This window comes from Capnocytophaga canis, from assembly GCF_000827555.1.
Taxonomy (GTDB): domain Bacteria; phylum Bacteroidota; class Bacteroidia; order Flavobacteriales; family Flavobacteriaceae; genus Capnocytophaga; species Capnocytophaga canis.
The window spans coordinates 1-23,784 of the sequence record NZ_CDOI01000136.1 but is presented as its reverse complement, the minus strand read 5'-3'; the positions used below and the strand labels follow the sequence as shown (position 1 = coordinate 23,784).

The 23,784-nt window shown below is 35.0% G+C and carries 22 protein-coding genes and 1 tRNA gene; 18 read left to right on the top strand and 5 right to left on the bottom strand.

What is annotated here, in order from left to right:
- Positions 1–159 precede the first annotated feature (159 nt).
- Positions 160–232, bottom strand: a tRNA-Met gene (locus tag CCAND38_RS04575).
- 310 nt (positions 233–542) lie between these two features.
- On the opposite strand from CCAND38_RS04575, the gene CCAND38_RS04570 reads away from it, so the two are divergent.
- From CCAND38_RS04570 to CCAND38_RS04550, 5 genes are all read left to right on the top strand, one after another.
- The gene (locus CCAND38_RS04570; RefSeq protein ID WP_042344061.1) at positions 543–1,106 is read left to right on the top strand and encodes a Maf-like protein; all 564 of its coding nucleotides are present in this window, start codon (positions 543–545) and stop codon (positions 1,104–1,106) included.
- Positions 1,107–1,220: 114 nt separating this feature from the next.
- Entirely contained in the window at positions 1,221–1,661 is a 441-nt protein-coding gene (locus CCAND38_RS04565) for a 2TM domain-containing protein (protein WP_042010572.1), read from the top strand.
- Positions 1,658–2,161, top strand: a complete 504-nt coding sequence (locus tag CCAND38_RS04560) for a dihydrofolate reductase (protein WP_042010570.1) — start codon at positions 1,658–1,660, stop codon at positions 2,159–2,161. Before CCAND38_RS04565 ends, CCAND38_RS04560 begins: the two co-directional genes overlap by 4 nt.
- A complete protein-coding gene (locus CCAND38_RS04555; protein ID WP_042010569.1) occupies positions 2,158–3,006 on the top strand; it encodes a prephenate dehydratase in 849 nt (282 codons plus the stop codon). Before CCAND38_RS04560 ends, CCAND38_RS04555 begins: the two co-directional genes overlap by 4 nt.
- Positions 3,007–3,065: 59 nt before the next feature.
- Positions 3,066–3,908: a prephenate dehydrogenase gene (locus CCAND38_RS04550; RefSeq protein WP_042344060.1), complete on the top strand. Its 843-nt coding sequence runs from the start codon at positions 3,066–3,068 to the stop codon at positions 3,906–3,908.
- 16 nt (positions 3,909–3,924) lie between these two features.
- Here the strand turns inward: CCAND38_RS04550 and CCAND38_RS04545 are convergent, their stop codons facing one another.
- Positions 3,925–4,881, bottom strand: a complete 957-nt coding sequence (locus CCAND38_RS04545) for a lytic transglycosylase domain-containing protein (protein WP_042010564.1) — start codon at positions 4,879–4,881, stop codon at positions 3,925–3,927.
- Positions 4,882–5,076: 195 nt separating this feature from the next.
- On the opposite strand from CCAND38_RS04545, the gene CCAND38_RS04540 reads away from it, so the two are divergent.
- The 8 genes from CCAND38_RS04540 (at position 5,077) to hisS (ending at position 13,034) form a co-directional block, all read left to right on the top strand.
- Entirely contained in the window at positions 5,077–5,814 is a 738-nt protein-coding gene (locus CCAND38_RS04540; RefSeq protein ID WP_042344059.1) for a type III pantothenate kinase, read from the top strand.
- 28 nt (positions 5,815–5,842) lie between these two features.
- The gene (bamG, locus tag CCAND38_RS04535; RefSeq protein ID WP_042344058.1) at positions 5,843–7,126 is read left to right on the top strand and encodes a BamG family beta-barrel-assembly machinery protein; all 1,284 of its coding nucleotides are present in this window, start codon (positions 5,843–5,845) and stop codon (positions 7,124–7,126) included.
- Between the two features lie 22 nt (positions 7,127–7,148).
- Positions 7,149–8,495 carry a tetratricopeptide repeat protein gene (locus CCAND38_RS04530; protein ID WP_042344071.1) on the top strand — a complete coding sequence of 449 codons (1,347 nt, stop codon included), beginning with the start codon at positions 7,149–7,151 and terminating at the stop codon, positions 8,493–8,495.
- Between the two features lie 3 nt (positions 8,496–8,498).
- Complete coding sequence (gene lptC, locus CCAND38_RS04525; RefSeq protein WP_042010558.1) at positions 8,499–9,065, top strand: LPS export ABC transporter periplasmic protein LptC; 567 nt, start codon at positions 8,499–8,501, stop codon at positions 9,063–9,065.
- Between the two features lie 197 nt (positions 9,066–9,262).
- Entirely contained in the window at positions 9,263–9,445 is a 183-nt protein-coding gene (locus tag CCAND38_RS04520) for a hypothetical protein (protein WP_042010556.1), read from the top strand.
- A gap of 71 nt (positions 9,446–9,516) precedes the next feature.
- Positions 9,517–9,987, top strand: coding sequence for an IPExxxVDY family protein (locus CCAND38_RS04515; RefSeq protein ID WP_042010553.1), 471 nt, complete (start codon positions 9,517–9,519; stop codon positions 9,985–9,987).
- Positions 9,981–11,432 carry a pyruvate kinase gene (gene pyk, locus CCAND38_RS04510; RefSeq protein ID WP_042010550.1) on the top strand — a complete coding sequence of 484 codons (1,452 nt, stop codon included), beginning with the start codon at positions 9,981–9,983 and terminating at the stop codon, positions 11,430–11,432. Before CCAND38_RS04515 ends, pyk begins: the two co-directional genes overlap by 7 nt.
- A 225-nt stretch (positions 11,433–11,657) precedes the next feature.
- Positions 11,658–13,034: a histidine--tRNA ligase gene (hisS, locus tag CCAND38_RS04505; RefSeq protein WP_042344057.1), complete on the top strand. Its 1,377-nt coding sequence runs from the start codon at positions 11,658–11,660 to the stop codon at positions 13,032–13,034.
- Between the two features lie 109 nt (positions 13,035–13,143).
- Here hisS and CCAND38_RS11355 read toward each other — a convergent pair whose 3' ends face one another.
- On the bottom strand, positions 13,144–15,681 hold the full coding sequence (locus tag CCAND38_RS11355) for an SGBP N-terminal domain-containing protein (RefSeq protein WP_052458124.1): 2,538 nt from the start codon (positions 15,679–15,681) through the stop codon (positions 13,144–13,146).
- 422 nt (positions 15,682–16,103) lie between these two features.
- Between CCAND38_RS11355 and CCAND38_RS04495 the strand changes: the two genes are divergently transcribed.
- Positions 16,104–17,189, top strand: coding sequence for a serine hydrolase domain-containing protein (locus tag CCAND38_RS04495; protein WP_197066329.1), 1,086 nt, complete (start codon positions 16,104–16,106; stop codon positions 17,187–17,189).
- Between the two features lie 132 nt (positions 17,190–17,321).
- A complete protein-coding gene (locus CCAND38_RS04490) occupies positions 17,322–18,524 on the top strand; it encodes an IS256 family transposase (protein ID WP_042344055.1) in 1,203 nt (400 codons plus the stop codon).
- A 51-nt stretch (positions 18,525–18,575) separates the two neighbouring features.
- On the opposite strand, the gene CCAND38_RS04485 is transcribed toward CCAND38_RS04490, so the two are convergent.
- Positions 18,576–19,661, bottom strand: coding sequence for an RHS repeat domain-containing protein (locus tag CCAND38_RS04485; RefSeq protein WP_042344054.1), 1,086 nt, complete (start codon positions 19,659–19,661; stop codon positions 18,576–18,578).
- 278 nt (positions 19,662–19,939) lie between these two features.
- On the opposite strand from CCAND38_RS04485, the gene CCAND38_RS04480 reads away from it, so the two are divergent.
- Positions 19,940–21,187: a site-specific integrase gene (locus CCAND38_RS04480; protein WP_042344053.1), complete on the top strand. Its 1,248-nt coding sequence runs from the start codon at positions 19,940–19,942 to the stop codon at positions 21,185–21,187.
- A 128-nt stretch (positions 21,188–21,315) separates the two neighbouring features.
- Here the strand turns inward: CCAND38_RS04480 and CCAND38_RS11610 are convergent, their stop codons facing one another.
- Positions 21,316–21,471 carry a hypothetical protein gene (locus CCAND38_RS11610; protein WP_197066328.1) on the bottom strand — a complete coding sequence of 52 codons (156 nt, stop codon included), beginning with the start codon at positions 21,469–21,471 and terminating at the stop codon, positions 21,316–21,318.
- 870 nt (positions 21,472–22,341) lie between these two features.
- Between CCAND38_RS11610 and mobA the strand changes: the two genes are divergently transcribed.
- Together mobA and CCAND38_RS04470 are read left to right on the top strand one after the other, a co-directional pair.
- On the top strand, positions 22,342–22,791 hold the full coding sequence (mobA, locus tag CCAND38_RS04475) for a conjugal transfer protein MobA (RefSeq protein WP_042344052.1): 450 nt from the start codon (positions 22,342–22,344) through the stop codon (positions 22,789–22,791).
- Positions 22,781–23,722, top strand: a complete 942-nt coding sequence (locus tag CCAND38_RS04470) for a relaxase/mobilization nuclease domain-containing protein (protein WP_052458123.1) — start codon at positions 22,781–22,783, stop codon at positions 23,720–23,722. Before mobA ends, CCAND38_RS04470 begins: the two co-directional genes overlap by 11 nt.
- Positions 23,723–23,784 lie beyond the last annotated feature (62 nt).

The window sequence follows — 23,784 nt, the reverse complement described above, 5'->3', positions numbered from 1 at the left end:
GAAACTACCATACTTCCTTATTTTTGAACGAAGTAACTTTATCAGAAAGTTAACTTTACGTCATTTTAACCGAATCTCCAATAGTTGTCCCAATTTTGTCTCAATGGTAAAAAAAACAAGGCGTAATAAATTGTTTATCAATTTATTACGCTTAAAAAGTAGCGGGAACAGGACTCGAACCTGTGACCTTCGGGTTATGAGCCCGACGAGCTACCTACTGCTCTATCCCGCGATTTCTGAGTGCAAATATACAACCTTTTTTGATACATCCAAAAAAAAAGTGATTTTTTTATTTCATGCATCACCAAGTTATATAGAAAAACCTGATATTAATGGTATTTCTCTCTAATGTATAAAGTGCTAATTATAAATGTATTAATTAAAAAATCATTTTGAAGAGTAAAAATTTGGAGAAGATATTTCAGTAGCATCATTCGGTTAAGTGAATTTTTAGTGAGTTCCTCTAACCTTTTATTGCCTTATGAAAACTTCATTTCAAAACATTTTTATATTTTTGCGACTAAATAACACTTCATGTAATAATGAAAAAAATCATTTTAGCATCAGCGTCTCCTCGTCGTCAACAATTTTTTAATGAACTCCATTTGAACTATGAAATCGTTATAAAGCCCGTTGATGAAATTTACCCTCAAAACTTGGTTCGGGAGCAGATTACTAATTTTTTAGCTGAACTGAAAGCAACACCTTTTAAAGACACCTTGAACGATGATGAAATTGTAATCACCTCCGATACTATTGTATGCATTGAAAATCAGGCATTAGGAAAACCTAAAAATTATGAAGAAGGTTTTGCTATGCTTCAATCCCTTTCAGGTAGACAACATGAGGTTATCACTTCGGTATGTTTCACTACTACAAAAACTCAAAAAACGGTACATTGCATCACTAAAGTTACTTTCAAAACTCTATCCAAAGAAGAAATTGACTTTTATCTAACAAACTATAAACCATACGACAAAGCGGGAGCCTATGGGATCCAAGAATGGATAGGTTACATTGGTGTGGAAAATATTGAAGGTTCGTACAACAACGTTATTGGACTACCTACGCATTTGGTTTACAAAACATTACAAGAATTACTTTAACACAAAAGATACGCAACAGTTTCTGAGGACAAGTATCTTAAGACAAAAAAATATGTTAATTAATTTGCTAAGAATAGATTAAGTTGTACTTTTGAAACTCTAATTATATCAGTTATGGCAGAAAATATCAAAATCGACACCAATCAACACATTTTGTTTGAGGAAGCTCAAAAGCGCATCAAACAAAAAAAAATGCTTACATTCCACTTTTTTGTTTTTATCTTGGGATGTATCTTCATGTACGTAATTAATCGTATTTTGGATTATGGCATCGCCTACAATTGGTATATTTGGGGTATTATGATCTGGACGTTTCTTTTTTTACTACATGTGATTAACGTTTTCCTTATCAACAGATTTATGGGCAAAGAGTGGGAGCGTAAACAACGTGAACGTTTGGTAGAGTTACAGCAGAAGAAAATCTTAAAGATGGAAGTTGCCATAGAAAAAGAATTCGAGAAGCAAAAAGAACAAGTCGCAAAAGAACTCCTGAAAGAACAGAATACAAATCTTGAGCAAAACATTTCTTCTGAACAAAATACGCAAAGAATATGATAACACTCATTGCAGCGGCTTCTGAAAACGATGCCTTAGGGAAGAAAGGAGATCTACCTTGGCATTTACCCAAAGATTTTAAACGTTTCAAGGAATTGACCACAGGACATTGCATCATAATGGGAAGAAAAACTTTTGAAACCTTCCCGAAACTACTTCCAAATCGCACTCATATTGTCATCACACGACAGAAGGACTACGTTGCCAAAGGTTGTATGGTGGTTAGTACACTCGAAAAAGCAATTGAAGAAGCTTATCAATTGGATACTTCGCCCTTTGTGATTGGAGGTGGAGAAATTTATAATTTAGCATTACCCTTAGCCGACAGGATTGAACTAACAAGAGTACACGCTTCATTTGAGGATGCCGATACGTTTTTCCCAAAAATAGACATAAATGAATGGGAAATAGTCCATTCTCAACATGTTGAAAAAGACCAGCAACATCAATACAACTTTACTTACGAAACTTACGAACGAAAAAAGAAAAACGCAAAATGACACCAAAAGTAGCTATTCAGGGGATTAAAGGTTCTTTTCACTACCAAGCTGCCACGGAATGTTTAGGACAAAATATTGAGATTGTTGAGTGCGATTCTTTTGATAAAACGGTAAAAAGCCTTTTGAATAATTCATCTGATTTGATTGTAATGGCTTTAGAAAACAGTATTGCAGGATCTATCTTACCTAACTATGCGTTGATTGATCGCTTCCAGTTGCATATTATCAAGGAACATTACATTGATATTCAACAAAATTTAATGATGTTTCCAAACCAAAAATGGGAGGATTTACAAGAGGTTCACTCCCATCCTATGGCTCTTTTACAATGTAAACAATTTTTTGAGGATTTTCCAAACATCAAACTTGTAGAAGACACTGACACAGCATCGACTGCACGTCGTATTAGAGAACAAAAACTAAAAAACATCGGAGCAATCGGCTCAAAATCAGCTGCTGAATTGTATGGTTTAGAAATCATACAACACAGTATTCAAACGATGAAAGTCAATTCTACTCGATTTGTTGTGCTGAGTCTTTCTGAAAACAAAACTGAGAAAAGCAAACTAACGAAAGCTTCCTTAAAGTTTCAGGTCGACCACAAACGAGGAAGTTTAGCAACGGTATTGAATGTCATCAGTGACTGTAACATCAACATGACCAAAATTCAGTCATTACCAATTATTGAAACTCCTTGGAAGTATGCTTTCTTTGTAGATATTATTTTCGAAAAATACGAAGATTTTGAAAAAGCCTATAAATTGTTATCTATCATGGCAGAAAATTTTAGGGTTTTAGGAATTTACGAATCAAAAAATACAAATATCTCAAACATAGGTAATTAATATAAAGTTGTGGGTAAATATTATTAGGTCTACAATCTGCCTTCATAAAAAAGAAAAAAATGAACAAAGCTGTTATCATTGGTTTAGGACTCATTGGCGGGTCTATTGCATTAGAACTACGAAAACGATGTGGCTATACCCTTTGGGGTATAGATGCTAATCCTGCACATATTAACAAAGCTACAGCATTAGGAATCATCGACAATGAGGTTGATTACGAAGCTATTAAAGAAGCTGATGTAGTCATCATTTCGGTTCCTGTACACATCACTCCGCAAGTGGTTGCGAAAGCATTAGACTACGTAGGCGAACAAACCTTAGTATTTGACGTAGGTTCGGTGAAGGAACGAATCTGTAAGCATGTTGAAAATCACTCAAATAGAAGTCATTTCGTAGCTGGACATCCTTTAGCAGGAACTGAATTTTCAGGGCCAGAGTCTGCTGTGTACGACCTTTTTGACGGAAAAGTAATGGTTTTGTGCGACACAGAAAAGAGCCACTGGAAACATTTGGATAAAGCGATTGAAATTTCTAAAAAACTGAACATGCGAGTAAAAATGATGCCTGCTCACGATCACGATTTACACGCCGCTTATGTATCGCATCTTTCACACGTAATTTCTTTCGTATTGGGACAAACTGTGTTAGATATTGAACGCAACGAACAACAAATTTTCGATATGGCAAGTACAGGTTTTGCATCGACTGCACGGTTAGCTAAAAGCTCACCAAGCACATGGAGTCCTATTTTTTTAGAAAACAAAAAACATGTGCTTAGATCAATGGAGGAGTACATCAAAAACCTTCAAAACTTCAAACAACTTATTGAAAATGAAGATGATGAAAATCTTAGAAAAACCATAAAAGAAATCAACTACATTAAAAAAATACTACAAAAATAGACTCAAATCCAATATTTTATCTCTTAGGAATTTTGATGTAGTATACTTTTCCGGATTTGTTTTCCAACTTTCGGCTACGAAGCCACGAATTGTGGAGTTTTAGTTCTTTATAAGTGATATTATGTTTCTTTGCAAAATCCGTTAGATCTGTGATTGATGTATCAACCTTGACACTGTAAGTCGGTACTTCATTGTAGAGGTGTCTGGCTTCAAAATTAAAACCGTATTTCGCTGGATTCTTCATAATTTCTTTCACCGCTAAAATTCTAAAAACATAGCGAGATGTTTCCGAATTTAGCCACAAATCGTAATAATCGGTTGTTTGCTGAGCATTCATCTGATTTTTCATTCCCGAAATTCCGGCGTTGTAGGCCGCAGCAGCCATTGTCCAGCTTCCTGTACTTTCTTTTGCCTTTTTTAAATAATCACAAGCAGCCTGAGTTGCTTTCTCCACATGATAACGTTCATCAACATTATTATTAACTTCAAGTCCATGTTCAATAGCAGCGGGTTTCATAAATTGCCAAAATCCACTTGCTCCTGAAGGAGAAACTACATCCATAAGACCACTTTCAATCAAAGCCAAATATTTGAAATCATCAGGGACATTGTTTCGTTTGAGAATAGGCTCAATAATTGGAAAATATTTATTGGAGCGTTTCAAAAACAGCAATCCATTTGATTGCCAGTACGTATTTACCAAAAATTCTCTGTCCAAACGTTCGTATACGTCAGGAATTTCAATAGGAACACGCTCCCCAGCAAAATCAAGAGAAGTAGGCAAATCAATAGCGTAAACGTTATAACGCTTTTCTACGTTTTGGGCGTCATACCCTTTTGATATATCGTATTGCGAATAATCTTCTTGCTGAAAAATATTATTTTTATCTTGCTTAACTGCTACGGCATTAATCAGAAAGCCGGACATAACAACAATGGCTAAGCAATAAAAAGAAGTACGAATAATTGCCATATTGATGGATTTTTTAAAGTTGAGTACAAACCTAACACTTACAACCGGCAAATTTCTTACTTTTTTTCGTATAAAAAAAATGGAAAACCAAAATTATTTCAGACGGTGAATTTAAAAAAACACAAAAAACGTCCATTTATATAATTATATTGTTTACTTTTGCAAACTAAGTTTGCATCAAATAACGATTTTGCGATGAATTTAATCATTGATCAGGGGAATACGAAAATAAAGGTAGCCTTATTTGAAAAACAAACCCTAATAGTTAATGAGGTTTTTTCGGATGTGGACTATGCTGAAAAAATCAGCAATATCATTGATAATCATCCTATAAAAAAAGGAATTGTTGCTTCAGTGGTAAAAGATGCTGAAAGTCGTTATTCATTTTTGAATGCTAAAATACAACAACTTGTGTTTGTAAACTCCGAAACTCCAATGCCCTTTCTGAACGAGTATGCTACTCCAAAAACATTAGGTGTGGACAGACTCGCGTTAATGGCAGCGGCGGTCAATCAGTTTCCTAATCAGAATGTATTGGTCATTGACGCTGGAAGTTGTATTACCTTTGACATGATGACTTCTGAAGGTGTGTACGTTGGAGGAGCAATTGCTCCTGGAATACAGATGCGATTGAGAGCCATGCATGAATTTACGTCAAAATTACCTTTGATAGAGCAACAAAACTTCGACATTAGCCATTTTATTGGAAAATCGACAAGGGATTGTATGCTATCGGGTGTGTACCACAACGTGGTTTGTGAAATTGAGGGTGTTATCGCTCGATATGAGCAACAATTTAAAAATTTAACGATAATTTTAACAGGGGGAGACCATCTTTATTTGGTTGAAAACATAAAAAATCGGATATTTGCAAAATCTTTTTTTCTGTTAGAAGGATTAAACGCAATTTTGGAACAAACAAAAGAGAGATAGATACGAAAAAAAAGGATTTTTACTCAATATGAACAATAAAACAATAGCTTTTATCTTTGCACTCGTCACGACCATTTCTGGGGTCTACGCTCAACAAACTATTGAATCTCCTTACTCCTACTATGGAATTGGAACATTGAATACTGATGGCAGTATTGAAGAAAGCCTTATGGGAGGCATAGGAGTTTATGCTGATAGTACGCGTGTGAACATGCAAAATCCTGCAACATTAGCAAAATTGAAGTTTACCGCATTTTCAGCAGGTTTATCATTCGACACAAAAAAAATAGCTTCAAATCAAACAAGTGTAAAAAGTAAAGAGACTTATGCCAATTACGTTTCATTAGGATTTCCTATTGCTGAAAAATTGGGCTTCTCCGTAGGTTTACGACCTTATTCATCTGTAGGATACCGATTGTTATCAACTCAAACCACTAACGGAGTCATTCGAAAAAATGAATTTGAAGGCATTGGAAATGTAAACCAAATGTTTGCCTCGGTAGGCTACACGGTTTACAAAGGTTTACGTGTTGGGGCTTCGTTCAAATTCAATTTTGGAAAAACTGAAATGACTGATAATCTAGCAATTTCAGACGTACAATACGTAACAAGGGAGTACAGCCAATCAGTACTAAGAGGTTTTTCAACAAATTTGGGATTGTTCTACGACGGTAAATTTGATAACAAATTAGGATATAGTCTCTCTTTAGCGTATACACCTGAGAGCAAATTGACTTCAAAAAATGAAAGAACTATCTCAACGATGGGATATATGGGAGGAAGTCAAAACAATAGTTTAAACGTAATAGACTCACAATCAATAGACTTATTGAATTTAGGCTTGAAAGAAACCAAATTAACGTTACCTACACAAATCGATTTTGGGGTGGGCGTAGGCGAATTTCGAAGATGGTTCGTAGGGATTGATTACAGCTATTCTAATATGAAACGTTTCTCAAATCCGTTTTTAACAACAACCCAAGTTGGTTATGAAGATGCGTACAAACTATCAATAGGAGGTTTTTACCTACCTCAATTCAATTCTATATCAAGTTATTGGAAAAGAGTCACTTACCGAGCTGGGTTGCGTTTTGAGAATACAGGAATTGTATTAAAAAACGAATCAATTAATGATTTTGGCATATCTTTTGGAGTTAGCCTCCCTGTAAGAGGATTTTCTAACATCACAACAGGATTTGAGTACGGCAGAAAAGGTACGCTAAACCAAAATTTGATCAAAGAAAATTACTTCAACTTAAAAATAGGATTCACCTTGAATGACAAGTGGTTCCAAAAAACGAAATATCAATAATAAAATAAAAACAGACGAAAAGATGAAAAAAAGAGTTTTATTAGCTACTGCATTTGTTGTAAGCGCTTTCTATGTAGCAGATGTTCAAGCACAAGACTGCAAACAAGACCGCGAAATTTTACAAAATCTTTCCATATTTAACGAGGATGTAAAAGCGAAGAGATATGACGATGCTTATCCTGTTTGGAAATCAGTTTATGAAGCATGCCCAAGCATAAACGCTGCTGTTTACGTGCGTGGTGAAGCTATTCTAAAACACAAAATCCAAAAATCAACAGGAGCAGAAAAAGATGGTTTCGTGAAACAATTGGTTAAGTTGTACAATGATTACCTTACTCATTTCCCTAATCGCATCACAAAAGCAGATGTTTTAACGAGAGAAGCCTTACTACTTTTTGATGAAAAAATAGGTTCTAACCAACAGATTTACGAATTGCTTCACAAAGCGTTCACTGAAGATAAAGCTAATTTTAAAAATGAAAAAGCATTGTACCTCTATTTCTCATCTTTGGTAACCATGTACGAAAGCAACGAGAAATCATTACAAGATGTATTTAACACCTATGATGATGTGAGCGAAAAAATTCAAGATGAGAAAAACATTTTGTCAGAAACTATCAATAAATTCATAGCTCAAGAAGAGGCGGGAACTATTGACGGAAAAGATAAAAAGGTTTTAGAGACTTCACGTCAGCGTATTGATAACTACGAAACCATTGGAGAAAGTGTGGATGCTAAGTTAGGTAAATTAGCGGATTGCGATAACCTAATCCCTCTTTACAACAAAAACTTTGAAGCAAACAAAGAAAACGAAGAGTGGTTACGTCGTGCTGCCGGAAAAATGTCTGATAAAGATTGTACAAGCGATCCTTTATTCGTGAAAATCGTAAGTTCTCTACATACTTTATCTCCTTCAGCAGCATCTGCTTATTACTTAGGAGTATTGAATGACAAGAATAAAAACTCTGCTAAAGCTATTGAATACTATAACGAATCAGTTCGTTTGGAAAGCGACAACCTTAAAAAGGCAAGAATATTAACTAAAATTGCTTTTAAATATTCAAAAGCAAATGCAGTAAGATATGCGCAAGAAGCTTTGAAATACAATCCTTCAAATGCTGATGCCTATCGAATAATTGCAAACGCTTATGCGGAAAGTGCTAACGAGTGTGGAAACTCTTCATTTGAGAAAAGAGCTATCTATTGGTTAGCTGCCAATACAGCTCGCAAAGGAGGATTAGAAAGTTTAGCGACTCGCTATGAAGCCTTAGCTCCTTCAAAAGTAGATATTTTCGAGTCTGGAATGGCAGGTAAAACGATTACTTTCAAATGTTGGGTAGGTCAATCAGTGAAAGTGCCTTCTTTGTAAAAAATGATTAACAAACGATTACATAAAATTAAAAGTATTGCCGTACTTGGTTGTATGGCAATACTTTTTTCGTGTACTACCGATTTACGAACTCTACAAGAACTGAATATTACCCATAAATTTCCTCAGGGTGAAATTTATGATTTCAAATTAATTTATACGGACTCAACTAAAGTGATAGCCGTTTTGAGTAGTCCCTTGAGTAACGATTTCTCTAACCAACAATTCCCTTTCACTGATTTTCCAAGCGGATTGCAGGTTGATTTTTTCGATAAGGATAACAACAAAAATACGGTAGAAGCTAAATACGGAATTATCTACATGAACTCCCAAATGGTTGAGCTTCGAGACAGCGTGGTTCTGACTACCTACGATGGAAAAAAATTAACCACCGAACAATTATTCTGGGATCAAAAAACGGATTGGATTTTCACCGACCAAGAGTTCTCTTTTACCGATCATAAAAAAGGGACGGTTACTAAGGGAGTTGGAATGGACTTTGACAAAGCCTTTTCTACCGTAAAAGCACATAAAACCACTGGAGTTTTAGCTGTGGAAGAAAAGGAATAAATATTTTCTTTGATAACTTCACCGATTTTAGTTGAACATCAAAAAAAATCATCTCCTTTGAAGAAAAAACTCAAAATAGATTTGTAATTAATATATAATTAACAGTTTGTATTAAAATCACTGAAAAACCTGATTAATAAACTCAAAAACTAGTATTTTAAGCTCTTGCTAAAATCAAAATAATCATTTAAAAAAACATGAATACACGAATATTTTTTGAATACGCTTATCTGATTATCAGCATTTACGCTGCTTTTCAAGCATATCGCCTTTGGGATAGTACCGATAGAAAAGACTTTTATATGTACCTCATTTTTGGAGTAGTTGCCTTTGGGATGTTTCTTCTGAGACGATTTACCCGTAAAAAAGGAAACAAATAGTCAAATATTTGTTAAGGATAGGTATATCTTTCGATTATTTTGTATCTTTGCATCTCTAAAAAATAGGCTTTATGGCTACTTATAAATTGTCGAATGATTGGTTCGATGACACATTTAAATTAATTGCCATACATACTACTTTGGAAGATTTTCGGTTAGTTTATTTCTTAAACAACCACCTAAAAATCAATCTTTCAAGAAACAAAAAAAAGAAAATTGTAAATGAACAAAATTCAGTGCCATTTCCATATTTTGAATGGTATGACGAACTGTCGGACGTGAACTGGCATTGCATCTCCAATAAAGTAAATGTAGAAAATAACATAAAAGATAGCGGACTCTTGTTTGATTCCTTGTACACGGCTTCCTACCTATTGAAAGATAAGAAAAAGGTAGATTTTTTTCTAAAAATAGATTGTGACAATCGTTTTAAAACTCAAAATGTTTTGGACAAGGTAAATGAAATCACACAAGTAACTGCTTATGAGATAGATACATATACATTAAATACAAAAAACAAATTAATACTTCAAGGATGTTAAATATTAAAAAGACAAAAATAGTCGCTACTTTAGGGCCTGCAACGGATTCCTTAGAAACGATTAAAGCGATGGTGGAAGCGGGTGTGAATGTGTTTCGTATTAACTTCTCACACGCTGATTATGAAGAGGTAAAGAAGCGTATCGGACTTATCCGCACGGTAAATGAGGAATATGGGTATAACACAGCGATATTAGCAGATCTTCAAGGGCCTAAACTCCGAGTGGGAGTAATGGAAGAAGGAGTTTTTGTAGCTCCCGACGACAGAATTACTTTCGTTACAGGAGAGCCTTTCGTTGGCACAAAAGAGCGTGTGTATATGAATTACAAAGAGTTTCCGAATGATGTGAATCCAGGTGAGCGCATTTTACTCGACGACGGAAAACTTATCTTTGAAGTGGTTTCTACTAATAACGTCAATGAAGTGGAAGCAAAAGTAATACAAGGTGGAATCTTAAAATCTAAAAAAGGTGTAAACCTTCCTAATACAAACGTTTCATTACCTGCATTGACCGAAAAAGATGTGAAAGATGCTTTGTTTGCCATTACGCAGGATGTGGATTGGTTCGCCTTATCATTTGTTCGTCACAGCCGAGACATTCAGGATTTGAAAGACTTGATAGCTGAAAATGCAGGATATAAAATTCCGATTATCGCAAAAATTGAGAAGCCAGAGGCTCTGGTAAATATTGATAAAATCATGGCGAATTGCGATGGCATTATGGTGGCTCGTGGTGATTTAGGAGTAGAAATCCCTGCCGAAGAAGTACCTCTAATTCAAAAAGAATTGGTTCGTAAAGCAAAAATCAATCACATTCCTGTGATCATCGCAACGCAGATGATGGAAAGTATGATTTCGAGCTTAACACCAACTCGTGCTGAGGTAAATGACGTAGGAAATTCCGTAATGGATGGAGCTGACGCTGTGATGTTATCGGGGGAAACCTCCGTAGGGGCATATCCCGTACAAGTGATTGAGCAAATGAGCCGTATCATTCACAGTGTAGAACATTCTGATTTAATTAAAGTACCAATGATTACTCCATTTGTACGTTCTAATCGTTATGTAACGAACTCTATCTGTTTCCACGCAGCAACAATGGCTAACGAAATGAACGCCAAAGTAATTTCGACATTAACAAATAGTGGCTACACTGCAGGATTGATTTCTTCATATAGACCCAAATCTCACATATTAGTATTCACATCAAACCGACGTATTTTAACCCGACTAAGCCTATATTGGGGAGTAACTACGTTCTACTACGACCGTTTCGTTTCAACGGATGAAACTATTGAAGATGTGAACCATATCGCTAACGAAAAAGGATATGTAAACATGGGTGACATTATGATAAGCCTTGCAGCAATGCCTATTCAAGGAAAAGGAATGGTAAATACTTTACGGGTATCTGAAATTGACTCATGTGCGATTAGAACGAAATAAAAACTTTTTCATTAAATGAAAAAATAAGAAATGCTAAATGCTTTAAAAGGGACCTTATACCTTTTTGGTTAGCGTATCTATAAATATACAATAGGGATTAGTTAAATTAGTTAGCTAATCCCTATTGTACTTGTATGAATTAACTTCCTGAATTATTAAAAAAGTGATTGGGTAAAATTAAAATTTTGTAACTATCTTTGTCGCTGATTTATACAAAAAACGATTATGGCAGCACAAAAACCAAGCATACCAAAGGGTACACGCGATTTCTCGCCTACGGAATTGGCTAAACGATATTTTATTATCAATAAAATAAGAAACGAATTTACCAAATTTGGATTTCAACCCATTGAGACACCAAGTTTTGAAAATTATGACACTCTTATGGGAAAATATGGAGAGGAAGGTGATCGTTTGATTTTCAAAATTCTAAACTCAGGGAATTTCGCCGAAAAAGTAGATCCTTCCGATTGGGAAACCAAAAATGTAACAAAACTCACTCCTCAAATTTCTGAGAAGGCTTTGCGTTATGATTTAACAGTACCTTTTGCTCGGTATGTAGTACAGCACCAAAACGACATCACGTTTCCGTTCAAAAGGTACCAAATTCAACCTGTTTGGCGTGCCGACCGACCTCAAAAGGGACGTTTTCGTGAGTTTTACCAATGCGACGCCGATGTGGTAGGAAGTAACAGTCTTTGGCAAGAAATTGAATTCGTACAGCTTTACGATAGCGTTTTTACACAACTGAATCTCAAAGGGGTTACCATTAAAATGAATAATCGCAAAATTTTGAGTGGATTTGCGGAAGTAATTGGAGAAAGTGAAAAACTCATTGATTTCACTGTTGCTTTAGACAAATTGGATAAGATAGGACAAGAAGGAGTCATCAATGAAATGCTCTCAAAAGGGATTTCGGCACAAGCCATTGAAAAAATAAAACCTATTTTTCATCTTAAAGGAGATTTCTCTCAGAAAATCACAACTCTAAAAACTATCTTACAAACTTCTGAAATAGGAAAAAAAGGCATTGAAGAACTCGAATTTATTGAAAAATCAATCTCGGTTTTGCCACTACAAACGGCTTTTTTAGATTTGGATGTAACTTTGGCACGTGGGTTAAACTATTATACAGGAGCTATTTTTGAAGTTGCCGCACCGAAAAATGTAAACATAGGTTCCATTGGAGGTGGAGGTCGATATGACGATTTGACAAACATATTTGGACTGAAAGGCATCAGCGGTGTAGGAATTTCATTTGGTTTGGACAGAATTTGTTTAGTCATGGAAGAACTAAATTTATTTCCTTCGGAAATCAGTGAGACAGTGGATGTGCTGTGTGTCAATTTCGGAGAGCAAGAAGCTTTGCAAAGTCTGAAATTAATACAACAGCTTCGAACATTGGGGCTAAAAGCCGAATTATACCCAGAGAGTGCGAAAATGAAAAAACAAATGGATTACGCTAATAAACGTAATATTCCTTACGTGGTAATCATAGGAGAATCAGAACTCGAAAAAAAATCATTTGTAGTGAAGAACATGCAAACGGGTGAACAGTTCGAACATGGATTCAACCAAGTTAGCATCTCTACTTTCAAATAAACTTAATTTTTCAGTAGATACCAACTCAAAAAGGTATTTTTGAAACAAATAAAATAGAGGCTGACCCGAAAAAGGTCAGCCTCTATTTATTGATTCAATCATTTGTCATTTAATCATTCTGTTCTCCTCGCTTTGCATTAAAATAAAGCTTATACTCTTTTCCTCCTTCTTCAAAAAGAACGTAAAGTGTATGTCTTCTCGTATAAACATCCCTGTAGTCCCAAAAATTTAATTCCCCCGTCATAATAGAGTTAGAACCCTCATAAACAATGAAATTAGTAATCTTTGCATTTTGATATTCAGGGAATACAATAGCTTTAATATTAATTTTGGAAATGTCTCCATTAAATTTCACTCTTAATTGTTTTTTGAAATATTTACTATTTTCGTGATAGACTTCTGCTTCTTGTATTCGCATTGTTGGATGTGTAGGTTTTGGCAACTCTACTTTGATAGTGATTGGTGTCTCCACTTCCCCAAACGAATCTACGTTACTATCTATAAAGAGTTTATATTCCGTCTCTGCCAAGAAATTAAATGGGACAGTAAGTACCAAATTTCCTTGCGCATCTATCTCTTTTCCAATCATCGAAATCAATTCTTTAGAAGGAGTGCGACTTCTTATAGCTGTATAATGATTGATTTTATCTCGACCTCCGTCCCGTAGATCACCATGTGGATAGAATAAGTTTGATCCTTTAATCACCAAAGTTTCACCTTGTGTAACAGAGGTTTTTGAAACTCCCGTAACCACAGGAGGTTTGGGGATATACACTTTAACTGGCTCTTTTTTATTGTTTACTAAAGGATAAGTATATTCTTTTCCTTCGTAGCGGATAACAAACTCAAAATCCGTACCTGTCTCCAATGAAGTATTTGGAAGCTCTAACGGAGCTTCTAGTATAATTGTTGTAGAATTAGTATGAAATCTTGCATTTTCTAATGGGAGATATTCTCCATTTTTCTTAATAAAGAAACTATGCTTTGCAAAGTCTTTTCTGTTTATACTCGCAAAAATTCCAAATTGCTCTGCAAGATAAAGCAAGGAATTAGTTTTTTTTGGGCCTCCACCATTACTCGTAATATAATGAAAAACGGGGTTCCCGCCATGAAGCACAAAAGTATAGCTCATCGCACTATTGTTCTCTGCAATACGAACATCTAACTTATATATTCCGTTCAGATACGTATCTGGAAGTTTTACGTGTATTTTTTTGTTAGTATCATCTACTTTTTGGATAGTGAGTGGCACACTTGATTTTCCATCTTCGGTAACCAACGAAACCCGAATATCTTCGTGCTTTGGCAAAACATTCACACCAAAAACAATGGTTCCTCCTGGAGGGACGTTTCGGAATTCTTCTCCATTAATTGATAAACTCAGTTTTGGCAAATCGTCAAAGATTACTGTTACAGTGTATTTTAACACCGTTTTTCCGTCTTCGGATGTAACGGTATATTCCACAGGTTTGGTGTAGTCAAGCGTTTGTCCTGCCTTCGGATGAATCGTTGCCCCCTCTGAAATTTCAAATACAGAGGTCAATTTGGTTACGTCCGTAGTTAAGGGAACTACTATTCTGATATCAGCATTTTTATCATGTTGATTTAAACTAGGATGCGGGTTGTAGTGATCACGTGATTTACCAACTTCTTTAAAATGCAATCGGTAGATATTACTTTCTGAAAGAAGTCGTTTAGTAACGATGACTTTATATTCCGCCTTAGTTCCATCCTCTGCCGTTATGGTGTAGACCACCGGGGTAGTATAGTCTCTTTTTTGCGTTGGATCGGGACTGATGGTAGCCTTGTCAGGAATACGAACTGTGGCTGTCAACGCCTTAATATCAAACGGAGTTTCGATAACTGCCGTCACCTCATTATCTTTTATTTCTGCGTTACGCCATTTTCCAGTGACTTCATCAAAGAATGTAAAGTCCCCAAGGAGTTTATGAGAGTTTGTTTTTTGTCCAGACTCATTCGTATCGTCAAAGACTACTGTTACAGTGTATTTTACCACCTTTTTTCCGTCTTTGGATGTAACGGTATATTCCACAGGTTTGGTGTAGTCAAGCGTTTGTCCTGCCTTTGGATGAATCGTTGCTCCCTCTGAAATTTCAAATACAGAAGTCAATTTGGTTACGTCGGTTTTTGAGGGAACTTTTAACCTAATATCAATATTTTTATTAGGTTGATTCAAACTAGGATTCTGGTTGTGGTAATTATGTAATTCGCCAACTTCTTTAAAATGTAATCGGTAGATATTACTTTCTGAGGGAAGTTGTTTAGTAACAATGACTTTATATTCCGCCTTAGTTCCATCCTCTGCCGTTATGGTGTATATTACGGGGTTAGTATAGTCTCTTTTTTGTATTGGATCGGGACTAATGGTAGCCTTGTCAGAAATACGAACTGTGGCTGTCAACGCCTTAATGTCAAACGAAGTTTCGATAACTGCCGTCACCACATTATCTTTTATTTCTGCGTTATGTTTTTTCCCAGTGGCTTCATCAAAGAATGTAAAGTCTCCAAGAATTTTTTGAGAACTCAATTTTTGTTCAGGTTCGTTAGGAATTTCTCCTGTTGGGTTGTCCTTCCCACAGCCAATGACAAGCAATGTCATCAGCACTAAGTACTGTAATTTTTTCATCTCTTTGTTAATGTTTTAAAATAGGAGCAAAAGTAAAAAATCCGTTCTTAAAAAACTGCCATCACTTTCTTAAAAAGCCTAAAATTACTAATGAACCCCTATTACGAAAACGCTCTTCATCCTCCACTTTCGTAGCCCTGATTTGAGCAACAGTACAAATTAGATTTTTTAAAACAACAATTTTATTGAATATACAATTTGAAAAAATTGAAAATTGGAGTTTAATCGTTGTAGCTTTACTTCATAGAATATTTTTGTAGCAAAAAAGATTGCTTATCAGTTTTGAATACCACAAAAAGAGGCTAAAATTTGAACAAGTCGTGGATTTATTTTGTAGATTTGTATCCTGTTTGATGTGAAATGAACGCTAAAATAGATAACCACCTAATAAAAATAATGGTATGAAAAAAATATGTTCTATAATGATATTTATCCCATGTTTATTGTTTGGACAAAAAATCAACATTTCCTACATTGATTCTCTTTTTCAGAAAGAATTTAAAAACGGAAAGTTTAGCGGACACGTACTTGTTTCACAAAATGATACCATCGTTTACGATGTTTTTTTTGGAAAAGCCGACTACGAAAAAAATATACCATTTACCCGAAATACGATTTTTCAGTTGGCGTCGGTTTCAAAACAATTCACGGCAACAGCAGTCTTAATTTTGGAACAACAAGGGAAATTGAGATTAGAAGATTACGTTAAGAAATACTTGCCGACTTATCCTTATAAAGATGTTAAAATCATACATTTATTGAATCACACTTCGGGTATGCCCGATTTTTCAAAAACGATGGTTCCCGATTTGAATATGAAAAAAATCAATGGTAACAAAGAGCTGATGAAAATGTTATCATCGGGGAAATATCCACAACAATTGTCGGCGGGCGATAAGTGGGATTACTGTGACATAGCATATTGTACTGCAGCCGTTTTAATCGAAAAAGTTAGCGGAATGCCATTTAAGGAGTTTATGCACAAGTACATTTTCAAACCTGCTCAAATGAATGACACTTCTGCCGAATATTACACCGACAAAAGATTAGTTACAAAGAAAGAAATTTGTCAGGGCTATGAACTTGATGAGCTAACGAAAACCAGAAAAATAGCCTATGAACAGCCTCATAATTCGTATGTTCGTGGTTTGGGTGGTTTTTATGGTGACGGATCGGTTTATTCCACAGCCTATGATTTGCTGAAATGGGATAAAGCTCTACATTCCGATGTTATTTTAAATCAATCAAGTAAACAGAAATTGTTTTCGCCTACGCTTTTAAACGATGGTTCTCACGCAAAAGATTTAGATTATACCTACGGATTGGGGTGGTATATTGGTGAAAATCCTCAATGGGGAACTTTTTATTTTCATCCAGGTGGTCAGGCGGGATATTGCACCAAATTTATTCGTTTTCCTAAGCAAAAAGTTGCCATTGTGATACTTTCAAATCTCACGCATATTGATTTTTACAGTTTTACGAATATTTATCATCATATTTTTGAGTAAAAATTGATTTTATGGGAGTATCCCATAATCTGTGTAAGTTAAAAAGTTATTCTGAAATTTTTTGAGCCCTTAAAAGCTCAAAAAATTTCAGAATAACTTTTTAACTATTTTTGACCCATAATTTAAACAGATATGATTAACAAGGAAGAATTGCTCAACAGCAAAGAATTTTACAAGTCATTTAAGACTGCTGAGGACTTGACAGGTTTCTTTAAAGAGCTCCACAAAAAAGCGGTGGAACATATGCTCAATGCCGAACTCGACGTTCACTTGGACAACGAAAAACACGACAAAACTAAAGATGGAAATTATCGTAACGGACACACTTCCAAGAAGATAAAAACTTCCTCTGGCGAAGAACAAATCCAAGTTCCTAGGGATAGAGACGGTAGTTTTAACCCAATGTTAGTCCCTAAACGCAAGAACGTTATCGATGGTTTGGAAAACATCATCGTATCGTTCTATGCCAAAGGAATGAGCGTGAGCGACATCGAAGAACAAATCCAAGAAATGTACGGCTTTGAAGTATCAACTTCCACAATATCAAGGATTACCAATGCGGTTACCAATGAAATGGTCGCTTGGCAGAACCGCCCGTTGGACGAGCTGTATCTGATTGTTTGGATGGACGGCATCATTTTTAAAGTTCGTGAGAACTCAAAAGTTGTCAACAAAACGATTTACCTTGCTGTGGGCTTGAATCGAGAGGGAAAAAAGGAAGTTTTAGGAATGTGGCTCGGAAAGAATGAAAGTTCCGCCTTTTGGATGAGCGTTCTGACTGATTTAAAGGCTCGTGGAGTGGAAGATATTCTCATTACTGCCACCGATAATTTAAACGGATTTACGCAAACCATTCGCACGGTTTTTCCCCAATCACAAACGCAAATATGTGTGGTTCATCAGATTAGGAATGCTTGTAAGTATGTGGTTTACAAAGACAGAAAAGAATTTACAGCCGATATGAAACACATTTATACTGCCCCTAACAAGGAAGCTGCCAAGGTTGCTTTGGAGGATTTTGCCCAAAAATGGGAGTCAAAATACGGCTATGCTATCAAATCTTGGTATGACAATTGGGACGAATTGACCGTATTTTTCGATTTTCCGTTAGAGATAAGAAAAATTATTTACACAACCAATCTTATTGAGAATCTGAATGGTAAGATTCGGAAATACACCAAAAACAAGCTGTCTTTCCCAACAGACGAAGCTGTGCAAAAGTCCGTTTTCTTGGCTTTGAGAGAAGCTACCAAAAAGTGGAGTATGCCTATCCAAAATTGGGGGATTGTCTTAAACCAATTTATGCTTATATTTGCACAAAGACTCAAACTATAAAAACTTAACCCCAACTTTTTAACTTACACACTTAGAGGGATAGTGTCTTTTTTATTCATAATATGTTATTTCTCTTTCGATAATGTATTTACCTACGCCGTCTCTATATTCAATTTCTTTAATCCAATTTCCGTATGAGTCATATTCGTAGTCTTTATTTGCAGAGTAAGTGACGCTCCCATCGTGATAGTACATAATTTCTTCTATTTTATTTCCTTTTTCATCGTATCGCAGAGTTGTTTTGTATGTCAAAATTTTGTTGTCCCTGTACAAAATTACTTCTATTTCATTTCCTCTTTCGTCGTATTTAAAAATATCTTTTGAAAGGATGGTTCCGTCGGGATAATAATAGAACATCTTGGTTAAGTTTCCTTTATCATCGAACTCATATAGGTATTTGTCATGTGATTTTATGTCTTTTATCTTGTCGGATTCTTCTACTTCTTCATATCTGTACGTGTACTTATTTTCTAAAAAAGCATCGGTGTATTGAGTTTCCTGAATCAGAGTTCCTTTTCTATCATATTTGTAGGTGTATCTATTGTATAAACTTCCGTCAGGATTGTAAAAATAGGCTTTTATTTTATTCCCTTTTTGGTCATATTCGTATTTGGAAATCCATTTAATTTCTGAATTTGTGTTAGGATCGTAGTGAATTTCTTCTACCCGATTGCCTTTTTCATCGTATTGGTAGGTATGTTTAATAAGGAAATTTTCATTGAAATATTTGGTGTATTCCAATAGATTATTTTTATCGTCGTGTTTGTAATTATGCCTGTGATGTTTGCCTCCTTTTTCGTAAGACTCCTCTTGAATTAGGTTTCCCCTATCATCGTATCTGTATGTTTCTTTCCGATAAGGCTCTTCACTCAGATCATCAAAAAATTCAAGCATCTCTATTTTATTTCCCTTTTCATCAAAATTAAAAATATAGATATTTTCACATTTTTCATTTTTAAGTACACCGAATTTTTTTTCGATTCTGTAGAGGGTATTCTTCAATGATTTTACCTTTCCATTTAATTTTATTTCTTCACTCTTATGATCAAATATGGTAGCGTAATCGGTATGTATTTCTTTTTGTTTACAAGCTCCTAAACAGATACTTAGGAGCAGTATTAAAATTTCTTTTGGCATTAGTAAAATTTTTATAAAAAAAATAAAACTAAACTGCAAAATTAAGCAAAAAGCTGTAATATACACATTATAAGCCACTTTATTTTTTATCAGGGAAATGTTGGAAAGCAAGGCATAGGGTAATTTGACGGGTAAAAACAAAGTTAGGTTTCTAAATCGTTACCTAATGGTAGTTTTAAATATTTTAAGTAAAAGACTATATTTCAGTGTTTTGCACTTGTTTTCATAGCGTATGGTAACTCAATTGAAATTAATTTTGTAATTTAAAAAGTTGAGTTATGCAAGTAAAAAAATCAACCTTCAAAGTGCTTTTCTATCTGAAAAAGAATGCTCCTAAGAAAAACGGAAAAGTGGCCATTATGGGTAGGATTACCATTGATGGTAAAATTGCCCAATTTAGTACTAAACTCGAAATTTTTCCCGATAAATGGGATTTGAAATTCGGCAAAGTCTTAGGTAAGAGTGAAGAAGCTCTTTCATTAAATCGTAAATTGGAAGAGCTGAAAACTCGTTTAGTCAATCAATATGACCATCTGATGAAAATGGATGGATTTGTCACTGCCGAAAAGCTTAAAAACAGTTTTTTAGGCATTGGAACAATGGACGATTCGCTTTTAAAAGTTTTTGAAAATTTCAACGTTGATTTTGAAAAAATGGTTCAAAAAGGAGTAAGAGGCAAACAGACATTAGCGAAATATCAAAATGTATATACACATCTTTCAGATTTTATTGGTTATAAATACCATCGAAAAGATATGGCCTTTCGGGAGCTTACAGCGGATTTCATTAAAGATTTTGATTTTTATCTTCGTATTAATAAAGGTTTAACACACAATACAATATGGGTATATATGATGCCTTTGTGTAAGATGATTGACATCGCTTTGGAAAAAGATTTGATTCACAAGAATCCATTTCGAGAATACGAAATCACAATGCAGGAAAAAGACCGAGGCTATTTGCTAAAAGAAGAAATTGAGCAGTTGTTGAGCTGTACTTTTAAGAGTAAAACCCGCGAATTGGTGCGTGATTTATTCGTGTTTAGCTGTTTTACGGGACTTTCGTATATTGACATCAAACAGCTTAAAAAGAACCAAATTCAAACCTTTTTTGATGGCAATCGTTGGATTCTTTCCCGTAGGCAAAAAACGAGCAATCCTTCCAATGTTCGCATACTTCCCATAGCTCAAAAAATCATCGACAAATACGAATCCATCAGCAGAGGTGAGTTTGTATTTCCTGTTCCAAGTAATACCTCTTGCAATCTTCATTTAAGAGAAATTAGCTTAGAGGCAGGTATTAACAAAACCCAACCACTGAGTTTTCATTGGGCAAGGCATACTTTCGGCACTTTATTCCTTACAGAGGGTGTTCCTTTGGAAAGTGTTAGTAAAATGATGGGACATAAAAATTTGAAAACCACACAGATTTATGCTAAAATCACCAATGAAAAAATCAGTAAGGATATGGAAAAAATCGCTTGTAAATTCAATGACTTTGGTGAGCGATTAGTAGCTTCATTATAACGTAGTTGATTGTCTATCAAAGATATTCGATTTTAGTATTTACCGATACAGAGATTGTTTACAATTTTTGTATTGGTTTTTTTATTGGATTTTATTCGGCAAAGGAAGGCTACTTCATTTCATTTTAGTTAGTAATGGTGTGTGCGTTTGTTTATGGTATTTTCTCCTGTTTTATTTATGGAGTAAGAAGCCGATAATGGGTGTTCGTTTTCGAGAGCAAAGGTATTTCTGTGTTTGTAACGCTGCCACAAGGTCAAGCCTTTGGTTTTCAAAAAAATCTCCACACCCGTTTTCAACAGGGGTTGTATTTTTTTGAAAAACCTTGTAGCTGCTAAACACAGACCTTTTAGGCTCTCGAAACGACAACCGCATATTCCGGCTCTTTATACGAATAAAAAAAATGTCGAAAATGATAAAAATGAACGCACTGCTTACTACTTGTTTTAATGAAACGACTTCGCTCTTCCTCTCATTGCCGAATTAAAAAATTTTAGTTAAGATGAGCAAGTATGTTTATGTTTTTGTGCTTTCTTCTTTCATATTTAGAAACTTACACAAATACGCATTTATATGCTTACTTACATATAAAATCAAGTAATTGAGTACATATGTGTGTATGTGTATAAATGTATATTTCTGTAAGTAGATACGTACTTATCCAAATATTTACACATATACACAAACAAGTAAGTGTGTAGGTATTTATGTTTGCAGATAATCACATAGGTATTATCGTATTTGTTTACGTATGTATGTACATACGTAAGTATGTTGGTACGTAGCTACATCTGTATGTATGTGCGTACAAAGAAACATACACAATTACGTACCTATTTATACAAGTTTATACAAGGAAGTCTTTGGCATTATAAGACATTCAATAGTAAGGAATGATATATCTGCTAAATGATTGAAATTCGGTTGTTTTGCACAAAAATAAAAGACAATGAGTTTGGAAGTTCTTTCTCTCTTTTTCAAAGCTGACTTTAATGCAACCGATAGGAGCATTTTCTGTTCACCCGAACAGAGCAAGTTGTGTTTTGAGGCACTCTAAGGCGTATTAGTCCCTCAAAACCACTTGCCCTTGCAGGGAGCTGAAAACCCCTCCAAAGTCGTGGTTTTTTAACTTAACAACCGATTTTATAAATAACACTATGGACACAAAAAATATTCAACATAAGCAACATAACGGACGACACAAAAAGCTCAATCCAACCACACATCGATATGTGTTTCGACTAAATGATGAAGACAATGCCAAATTTCTTTCCCTTTTCGAACAATCGGGAATGAAAATCAAAGCTCATTTTATCACTTCGTTATTATTTTCCAAAGAAATCAAAAGTGTAAAAATCGATAAATCGGTAATGGATTTTCACATCAAACTCACCGAACTCTATGGACAATTTCGGGCGGTGGGCGTGAATTACAATCAGATAGTAAAGATTTTGTATCGCAATTTTTCCGAAAAGAAAGCCGCTGCCTATCTGTTTAAACTCGAAAAACAAACCGCTCAAATGGTAGCTATCTGCAAAGAAATTATGGCTATTTCACAACAATTAGAACAACATATCACCGAAAAAAACACAAAAAATGATCACTAAAATACATCGAGGAAGCAATCTTTTGGGAGTGCTTCTGTACAATCATAACAAATTAGACAAGCAAGAAGCTACGATTTTACACACTCAAAACATCATTCAGCCTGTCAATGGAAACATAGGGACATCGGAAATTACCCGTTCTTTTGCTCCGTATTTGTTTGCCAATCAAAAGACCGAAAAGCCAATTCTGCACATATCCCTCAATCCCAATCCAAAAGATGCCGTGTCTGATGAAGTTTTTGTAAAAGTAGCACAGCGATATATGCACGAAATGGGGTGGGGTAAGCAACCCTTTGTGGTGTATAAACATTCGGATATTGAACGAGAACATATTCATATCGTATCGCTTGGCATTGATGAAAGCGGCAAAAAAATCAAGGATTCGTTTGAGAAAATCCGTTCGATGAAAGTGTGTAGAAATATTGAAAGTGAATTTGGACTCACCCCTGCTATTGCTAATGAAAAAGGAATGGAATTAGAAAATGATTTTGAGCTTACACACAAGGAAAATAATCTTGCAACACTCAAAGTGGATTACACTCAAAACGAAGTAAAAAAACAGATTGCTTCGGTAGTTAGGCAGGTCATAAAAAACTATCAGTTTCAGTCTTTTGGAGAATACACGGCTTTACTTAGCAGATTTAATGTAGGCATCGAAAAAGTAGAAGGCGAATTGCGGGGTACACTCAAAAAAGGATTGGTTTATTTTGCTTTGGACGAAAACGGCAACAAGGCAAGTCAGCCTTTTAAAGCCTCCAAAATGGGAAAATCCTTAGGACTTCCTTTTTTAGAAAAACAAATTCAAAAACATTTGAACTTTCATAAAACACAGGACACGGATTTTCTAAAAGGTGAAATTTTAAATGCCCAACATTCCGCTCAAAATACGGAGGATTTTGTAAAAATGTTGGTAGTGTTTCCCAAAGTATGATACTCAAATCCACCCAAAATTGATGTAGAAAAACACAATTTCAAAGGCTTTTATATGGTTTT